Origin of the sequence: Priestia sp. 179-F W1.4 NHS (assembly GCF_045369295.1) — a bacterium.
Classification (GTDB): domain Bacteria; phylum Bacillota; class Bacilli; order Bacillales; family Bacillaceae_H; genus Priestia; species Priestia zanthoxyli.
The window spans coordinates 1-7,285 of record NZ_JBIQFF010000036.1; the positions used below are offsets into that span (position 1 = coordinate 1).

The 7,285-nt window shown below is 31.9% G+C and carries 7 protein-coding genes; 2 read left to right on the top strand and 5 right to left on the bottom strand.

Annotated elements, in window-relative coordinates; translation table 11 throughout:
• Together ACH0CI_RS27760 and ACH0CI_RS27765 are read left to right on the top strand one after the other, a co-directional pair.
• Positions 1 to 933, top strand: a 933-nt coding sequence (locus ACH0CI_RS27760; protein ID WP_406902618.1) for a YhgE/Pip domain-containing protein, incomplete at its 5' end; no start/stop codon positions are given.
• Between the two features lie 363 nt (positions 934 to 1,296).
• Positions 1,297 to 1,551, top strand: coding sequence for a hypothetical protein (locus tag ACH0CI_RS27765; protein ID WP_328175600.1), 255 nt, complete (start codon positions 1,297 to 1,299; stop codon positions 1,549 to 1,551).
• Positions 1,552 to 1,711: 160 nt separating this feature from the next.
• Here the strand turns inward: ACH0CI_RS27765 and ACH0CI_RS27770 are convergent.
• The 5 genes from ACH0CI_RS27770 to ACH0CI_RS27790 all read right to left on the bottom strand — a co-directional run bounded on the left by ACH0CI_RS27770 (position 1,712) and on the right by ACH0CI_RS27790 (position 6,974).
• Positions 1,712 to 3,051 (bottom strand): IS3 family transposase gene (locus tag ACH0CI_RS27770; protein ID WP_406902619.1). Its coding sequence is split into 2 segments (ribosomal slippage): positions 1,712 to 2,604 and positions 2,604 to 3,051, totalling 1,341 coding nucleotides; the frame shifts between segments, so codons are not numbered across the junction.
• A gap of 316 nt (positions 3,052 to 3,367) precedes the next feature.
• Positions 3,368 to 3,544 carry a hypothetical protein gene (locus ACH0CI_RS27775; RefSeq protein ID WP_406902621.1) on the bottom strand — a complete coding sequence of 59 codons (177 nt, stop codon included), beginning with the start codon at positions 3,542 to 3,544 and terminating at the stop codon, positions 3,368 to 3,370.
• 15 nt (positions 3,545 to 3,559) lie between these two features.
• Complete coding sequence (locus tag ACH0CI_RS27780) at positions 3,560 to 4,069, bottom strand: Pathogenicity island protein (protein WP_406902623.1); 510 nt, start codon at positions 4,067 to 4,069, stop codon at positions 3,560 to 3,562.
• Between the two features lie 674 nt (positions 4,070 to 4,743).
• Positions 4,744 to 5,850: a hypothetical protein gene (locus tag ACH0CI_RS27785; RefSeq protein WP_406902624.1), complete on the bottom strand. Its 1,107-nt coding sequence runs from the start codon at positions 5,848 to 5,850 to the stop codon at positions 4,744 to 4,746.
• A 944-nt stretch (positions 5,851 to 6,794) separates the two neighbouring features.
• Positions 6,795 to 6,974, bottom strand: a complete 180-nt coding sequence (locus ACH0CI_RS27790) for an AAA family ATPase (protein WP_224980673.1) — start codon at positions 6,972 to 6,974, stop codon at positions 6,795 to 6,797.
• Positions 6,975 to 7,285: the final 311 nt, after the last annotated feature.

Sequence of the window (7,285 nt, forward strand, 5' to 3'; positions counted from 1 at the left end):
GTTATAAACATTCCTGCAAATTTCTCCAGTTCATTAAAAGAGAATAACAATACAGAGATAAAATATTTTATTAACCAAGCAAATTCATCTTTAACAAAACAAATTATGTCTGGAGCAACAAAAGATATTACACAAACCATTAATAAAGGAGTATATACGTACAAACAAGAACTTATCCTTTCCAATCTATCTACAGGACTAAGTACATCATTACCATCAGAAGAGTTGGCACAAAAGTTATCAAAAAACATTACAAATGTGCTAAATTCGTTAACTATTGATCCTGTTCAATCATCTGTTAAGAAAACCAACAATACAGAAGGTTTTGCAGCAACTATGCTTCCATTGTTAATTGTTCTTGCTTCATGGGTTGGTGCTATGATTATGAGTTTGAACCTTAATGGTGTTTCAATGCAATTAAAGAAAAACCATGGTAAGTGGTCTATCTTTTTCACAAGGCAGTTTATTAATATCGGTGCATCTATTATTTTAGCTTTTGTTACCTTATTATTCATGTACGCATTTGATATTAAATTGAATACAAACTTATTTGAAACATGGGTATTTCAAACTCTCGTCTTTTTCTCTTTCTTATGTCTCACACAGATGTTTGTCATACTATTTGGTCCAGCAGGTATGGTATTTAATATTGTTTCACTTTCAATGCAGCTAGTTACTTTTGGTGTTATTGTTCCAAAAACAATGTTATCAAATTTTTATCAGACTGTAGGTTCCTATTTTCCTGCAACATACGTCGCAGATGGATACTACACAGTGATTTTTGGAGGAACAAGTTTATCACACGACATGAGCATCCTTCTTCTTGTTTCACTTGTTACTGTATGTATCGCAATTGGAAAAGTAGCTATACAGCCAGGTGCTAAATTTGAATCAGAAACCTTGCCTTCTGAAAAAAATGCCATGGTGCATTAAGATAAGCAGATATAGATTTGCTTACTTTATCAAATGGACTTAAAGTAGGAATCTTGTTTACATATTCCATCTTACAGGAACCAAAAAGAGCACATGATTAATTATCAGTGCTCTTTCTCTTTTTCTTAGGTCTTAATACAAATTCATAGATAAACCAATAAACTAATGGAAATATGATAATCACAATAAATCCATTTTCAGCTGGAACATATCTATAGATAAAAAACATAATAATTGCAAAGATTAGATAAGCTATCCAAAAACCTTTACCCCTTTTGGCCATGTATTCACCCCTCCATATAGAAAATAATACCATAAATTCCATCTAACATATTAAGATAGAATTAAAAGGAGTGTTAGAAATTGATTAAACAAATAAAAGTATTATGTATTAAGACCTCTTTTAATATAGACTATCCAGATAAAGTCGACTTTTTGTGTGGGAAAATATACGATGGACAAATTAATTTTGATGATATTTTAGTAGAAGATGAATCTAGAGAATGGTGTCTCGTAGGCCAAACAGCCGATGAAGCAGTTAGATTAGGTATTCAACAAAGTAGCAATGGTAAGTGGGATGATTGGTTTACAGAACACTTTAAAATATTATGTGATTAATTAGGAAAATCCTAACCGAACTCGTTATTCAAATTATAACTTTAATGTATATGATATACATTTTTAGTTAATATAATCACTCTTTCCGAAACACATCAAAAAAGAGAACCCTTGGTAGTGAACTGAACCCAAAAAGTTAGACGATTTATATTCAAGCAACTTAGTTGGCATGAGTACGGTATTCAACTGGACTCATGCCTTTCAATTTTTCCTTAATTCGAGTGTTATTGTAGTAATGTATATATTCTTTTAGCTCTCTATCAAAATGGTCCATATCTTTAAATTGTTGAAGGTATAAAAGCTCCGACTTCAATAAGCCAAAGAAATTTTCTATGACGGCATTATCTAGACAGTTTCCCTTACGGGACATACTTTGAATAATATTATTTTGTTGGAGTGCTTTTTTGTACTTCGACATTCTATAGTGCCAACCCTGGTCTGAATGGAGGATGACTTTTTCTCCCTGTTTTAAGCATTTTAATGCTTGATCAAGCATCTTACCTACCAAAGGATAGATAGGCTTTGATTCGATGTGATAAGAGATAATTTCACCGTTAAAAAGATCCAGTATAGGGGATAAATAAAGCTTTTTGCCAAACAGGTGGAACTCTGTCACATCTGTTACCCATTTTTGATTAGGCTGAGTAGCTTGAAAATCACGCTGCAGGACATTAGGAGCTGTTTCTCCAACATTTCCTTTATAAGAACGATATTTTTTAACTCGAACCAAACATTTTAATCCTAGTTCTTTCATTAAACGACGTACAGTTTTGTGGTTTAGTACATAGCCTCGGCGTCTGAGTTCTAGCGTAATACGACGATATCCATAACGTCCCTTATGATGATGAAATATATCTTGGATAAGGTTTTTCGTATCTCCATATTTATCAATACGATTGGAAAAAGCATTTATCCAATAATAATAGGTACTGCGCGCAAGGTTAGATACAAGTAGTAGTAATTTTAAGTCAAATTGTTTCCTTAGTTCGTGTACTACTTCTGCTTTTTCTCGTGTTGAGATGTTTTCTGAACTAAGGACTTCAACTTTTTTAAATAAGCATTCTCTGCACGTAAATATTCTAGCTCAGCTTGTAGAGCATCAATTGATTGATTAGTAGGGTTTTCTTGTTTATTCTTTATCTTCTTCATGGATGGACGCCTCTTTCCCTTAGGTTTTAGGGCATCAATACCACCATTCTCATAAAGAGTTTGCCACCTTTTAAGTGTTCTTCTAGATTTAATATTGAAGATGGCAGCTGTTTCTCTTATTGACGTACCCTGTTCTTTCATATAGGTGAGTACATCTAGTTTATCTTTTACTGAGTACCTTGCATAGGAATTTTTAAACGCTTCGTTCCCATGATATTGAAAGCGTTGAACCCAACTGCGCACATCTCCTTCATCTGCCCCTATAGAATCTCCGATTCTTTTAAAAGACCCTTCATTAGATAAGTATTTTTTCACAGCCATTAGTTTCTCTTCTTCTGAAAATTTCTTCATAAAAACTGCGCCTCCAACTGGTTAGATTATGTCTAACAATTAGGGCGCAGTTCATAGGTAAGGGTTCTTCAAGAGGCACTCTTTATGAATTATGCAGCTGTTATACATCCTTGATTTATCAACATTTGGCCTCGGGCTGAGTGAGAAATAGATGAATAAAAAGTGCACCTTTTATTCATCTGCTAGAACACATTAAAAATGGTAAATATGTTAATAAATATGTTACGTTCAGGTTGTTCATTCTCGGATAAGTTTGAACAATCCCTTTTAAAGAAGCAACCTCGCTTGCCAATACCGAGGTTGCTTTTTTATTTATTTAATTTTTATCACCAAAGTTTCGAGCAATTGAAGCAAGACCTACGATAATACATGGCACTGTAACAATAACAGTTTGGAACCATGAAATTCCTAGATATCTATACAATACTCCTATTAAAACAGCGACAATAAAATACATTGGGATAAATTTTTTTGATAAAAGTAATTCACTCAAATCGAACAACTCCTATTAACTAAAGCATGATGCAGAAGCACCAGTCATTCCACCAGAAATACCTCCGAAAACACCGCCACCAAGAACAGTAACGGGTGTAGCTGCTACAGCTCCAACGGCCATCCCAGCTAGAGCACCACCGCCTGCTCCACCAGCTGTACCTAGTGCACATTTCCAGAAGCCCATTGTTTGAACAGTACCATTATTAATTTCATGATACTCAACAATTAAGTCTTTGCCATCTTGCTTGTAAACTAGGTTAACCTTTTCATCATCTTTATCTAATGTCTGTTTAGGTAATTCAGCTACAGTTCCTGTAATGGTATCCTTAATAAAAGCAGTACCATCGTCTTCAATATAACCTTCTGCATTTTCAAGTTCAAGCTTTAACGTACTATCATTTAATTTAATAAAATTAATGTACCCTTCATCATGAGTAGTCTCACTAGCACTAGCTTGTATTCCAAATGATAATCCACTTACTAATAAAGTAACGGATAAAACAAGTCTCAAAATATTTTTCATACAAAACCTCTCCTATAAAATTCTCTTTTTTCCACGTTTTGTATGCTATCATTATTGAAATTGAATTGATATATATTTAACAAAAAATTAATAATTTGATAGATAAGATGTATTTAAATAATCACCGTTTTTATGAAAAAAATTAAATATTATTGAATAAAATGTAAATAACGGTAATTAAAGAATCAGAATGAAAATAGATGTACATTTTTATGTTTCAAGATCTTATTTTTGAGATCTAATACGTTTTTGAATCCCAACAACGTATTAAAAAAAGCGCAATCTGCTTCATTCTCTCTACCTTCTTATCAATCTCCTACTTTAATTCACCATGTTATACAAGTGATCTAAAAAATAAAAGTTCGTAAAAGTATACTTTTACGAACGATATATTTATATAGGAAATCTAAGAATTTTACCGTTCGTTTAAGTTTAAAAAACAATTACGAACGTCTGATTAAATTAACATACTTTTACGAACGTTTTGGGTAGAAATAATACCTTTAGGAGAGTATCAGATGTGATAACAAGGAATCAGCTGCTTTAAAAGTTATGTATATAAATCTATAAATCTGGTCAGACTAATAACGTATTCCCCCCTATTCCAATAAATTTGAAAAACCTCTGCCTAATATGGGCAAAGGTTTCTTTTTTGTTTCATAGTTTTGTCTTTTTTAAGATCGATATAAATGTTCCTCGTAATAATCATCACCTTTTGCTGTCAAAACTATTTTAAAAGCGTCACCCTTATGTTCAATTTTCAAGATATTTTTTTCTTCCCAATAGCTAACAGCATTTTTTCGTTCAAAATGATAATTAATATAATCGGCAAAACCTTCTTTATTAAAAGTAAAATCATCAAAAGAATCAACACTGTATTTAGCCTGATATAAATCCCTTAAAATTCTATTGCGGTATAAAGTTCTATGTTCTAAGGATTCATCTCCTGAAAAAATATCAGAATTAGAATCTAATGCGAGCCATTCGTTATTGGAAATTTCCGGACTGTAATAAGAAAAAAACGTTTCGATAAACTCTTCAAAAGACTCTTTATCCATATCATCTTTTTGAATTATTATGTCTTTTAGTATTTCTCGAAATAAGACATCTTTTTTAGCTCCATGTTCTTCATCCATATGCTTTAACTTTTGTAATGTTTCTTTGTTTAATTTCTCAAGATCAAACGGACTGTTGTTAGATGAAGCTGCATCAGACAAAGCTCCGATGGAGTTTTCAATACCCTCACAATTAATAACAACATTTTTCCATATGACCAAAAAACAAGCATATCTATATTCCTTTTTTAAATCTTTTCCTTCGTGTTTCTCTGCTAATTTAATATACTCTTCTACAATTGTATGGTACAAAGTAATATCAACTACCTGTTGTTGAAAAAAAGTATTGTTTTCTTTATATTTATTTGTCATTACAGACCTGTAGGAATCATATACTTCTGAGTTTATATGTAATGTATTTTTAGAGACACGGTCTAATATACTATCTCTTATTTCATCCGTTTCTAAAGTCTCAAGTGTAAAACCTCTCCTGAAATCTGTTTCAATATTAAATAAATCCATAATCTCTGGTATTGCTTTGTCGTAAAAAAGTTTAAATGATTCTTTGATCTTATTTTCTCTATCACGTTCTTTTGTAAAAGCATTATTTAACCACTGTGTTAAAGCTGCTGCCGAAAATGCAGTTACAATAGCTTGAAACCATGTATTATTAAAAATAGATAATCCAAGAATCTGATTATGTACCAATATTTCAAGTATGCTCATAGAATATTCCCCTTTAACCAAATACAAAAGACAAACTTCTCTAACAAAGTCGTCTTGTTTAGTATTAATATTAGAGTATTTACTTCTTTCTAGTTAACATAAAAAAGTTATGTAAATGTGTAACAGAATATAGCTTGTTCGGGGAATGTCCTGCAGGCTATTTGGTTATAATAAGATACTAATCAGTAAGTGGATCTGTAATAATTACATCATCATTTTTGGGATGAATTATTTTAGGGTTATTGTTATACTAATTGTATAAATGCTTTTATTCAGTAGAAAACAACCGAGGTATTGGAGTACCTCAGTTGTTTTATATGTGAAACTGTCAACTTAAAAAACGGTTGGCGGTGGTCATAATAGGGTTCACTTTTTGCTTTGGTCGGCGTGAGTGAACTCTATTTTATTTTTTTACGGTTACAACAAACGTAAGTACAGCAAACAAAAACATTCCACCTGTAAATAACATGTTTAATAAAGCTATTGTGTCCTGCATGCGGCATTACTCCTTTCTTTAAGAAGCTCAACCGCATTAAGATTAAGTATGACAGTTTGACAATAAATTGATTGTAGAGATAGGAAAAGTAAGATTATTTTACCATTATTTTAGTTATAACGGTTGCCACGAGCAAATACAAGTCCGCACCTAAATGATATATGGCTTATTTTATTTGAAATGTGAACTGTACTTGCACTATCATTTCTCTTATTTTATCAAACTTTTGATGATATGCTTCTAACATTTTCGACAAATCTGCATCTTCTGATACATCTATTGAACTCTTATACTTCATTCTTAACCTTTCTAAATCTCATCCAATCCCTTTGTGAATAGTGTTTACCTGCTGCTGTAGCAACTTAAAAAAAACAAAACGTTTTTTTAAGATTTTCGCTGCTATTTCACTTAACTGTAGCGTAAGAACTTTTAAAGGAGAAAGATCCCTTTATTTTTTATCGTTAGATGTACGATTAGATTTAGCCATAGATAATACGAAGATTGATTCCATCACGTTTGTTTTACCCTGTGCATTTTCACTCAAAATAACGTTTACTTTATTTTCAAAAGGAATCGTTGTCTTCGTATAGTTTCGGTAATTTGTTAACGTAATGTCTTTAACATACAAACGTTTCACCAACTTTAAGTACTAACAACAAATGACCCTACAGCTCGTATATCCATTTTGTCATTTGCCTATAAATTCTCTGCTGGCTCCTAGTGTACATATACTTCATACTCACTTAAATACTATTTTACCATTCCACCTGTTTGAATGACGTCTGCTAGTTTTAAAAACTAGCCAAACGTAATATAGTCAGTTGAAATTTCAACCTCTGTTTTCATATGATTTTCTAATTTCCTAATGATGTATCTCTATTTTACTAAATAATTCTTCTTGAGAAAAGAAAGCTACTAGTACGGCATGCTAGTAGCTTT

Excerpts from the sequence above, each read along its gene's own strand:
- ACH0CI_RS27780 (WP_406902623.1), bottom strand. The coding sequence starts at position 4,069 with ATGAAAAATATTTTGAGACTTGTTTTATCCGTTACTTTATTAGTAAGT.
- ACH0CI_RS27785 (WP_406902624.1), bottom strand. The coding sequence starts at position 5,850 with ATGAGCATACTTGAAATATTGGTACATAATCAGATTCTTGGATTATCT.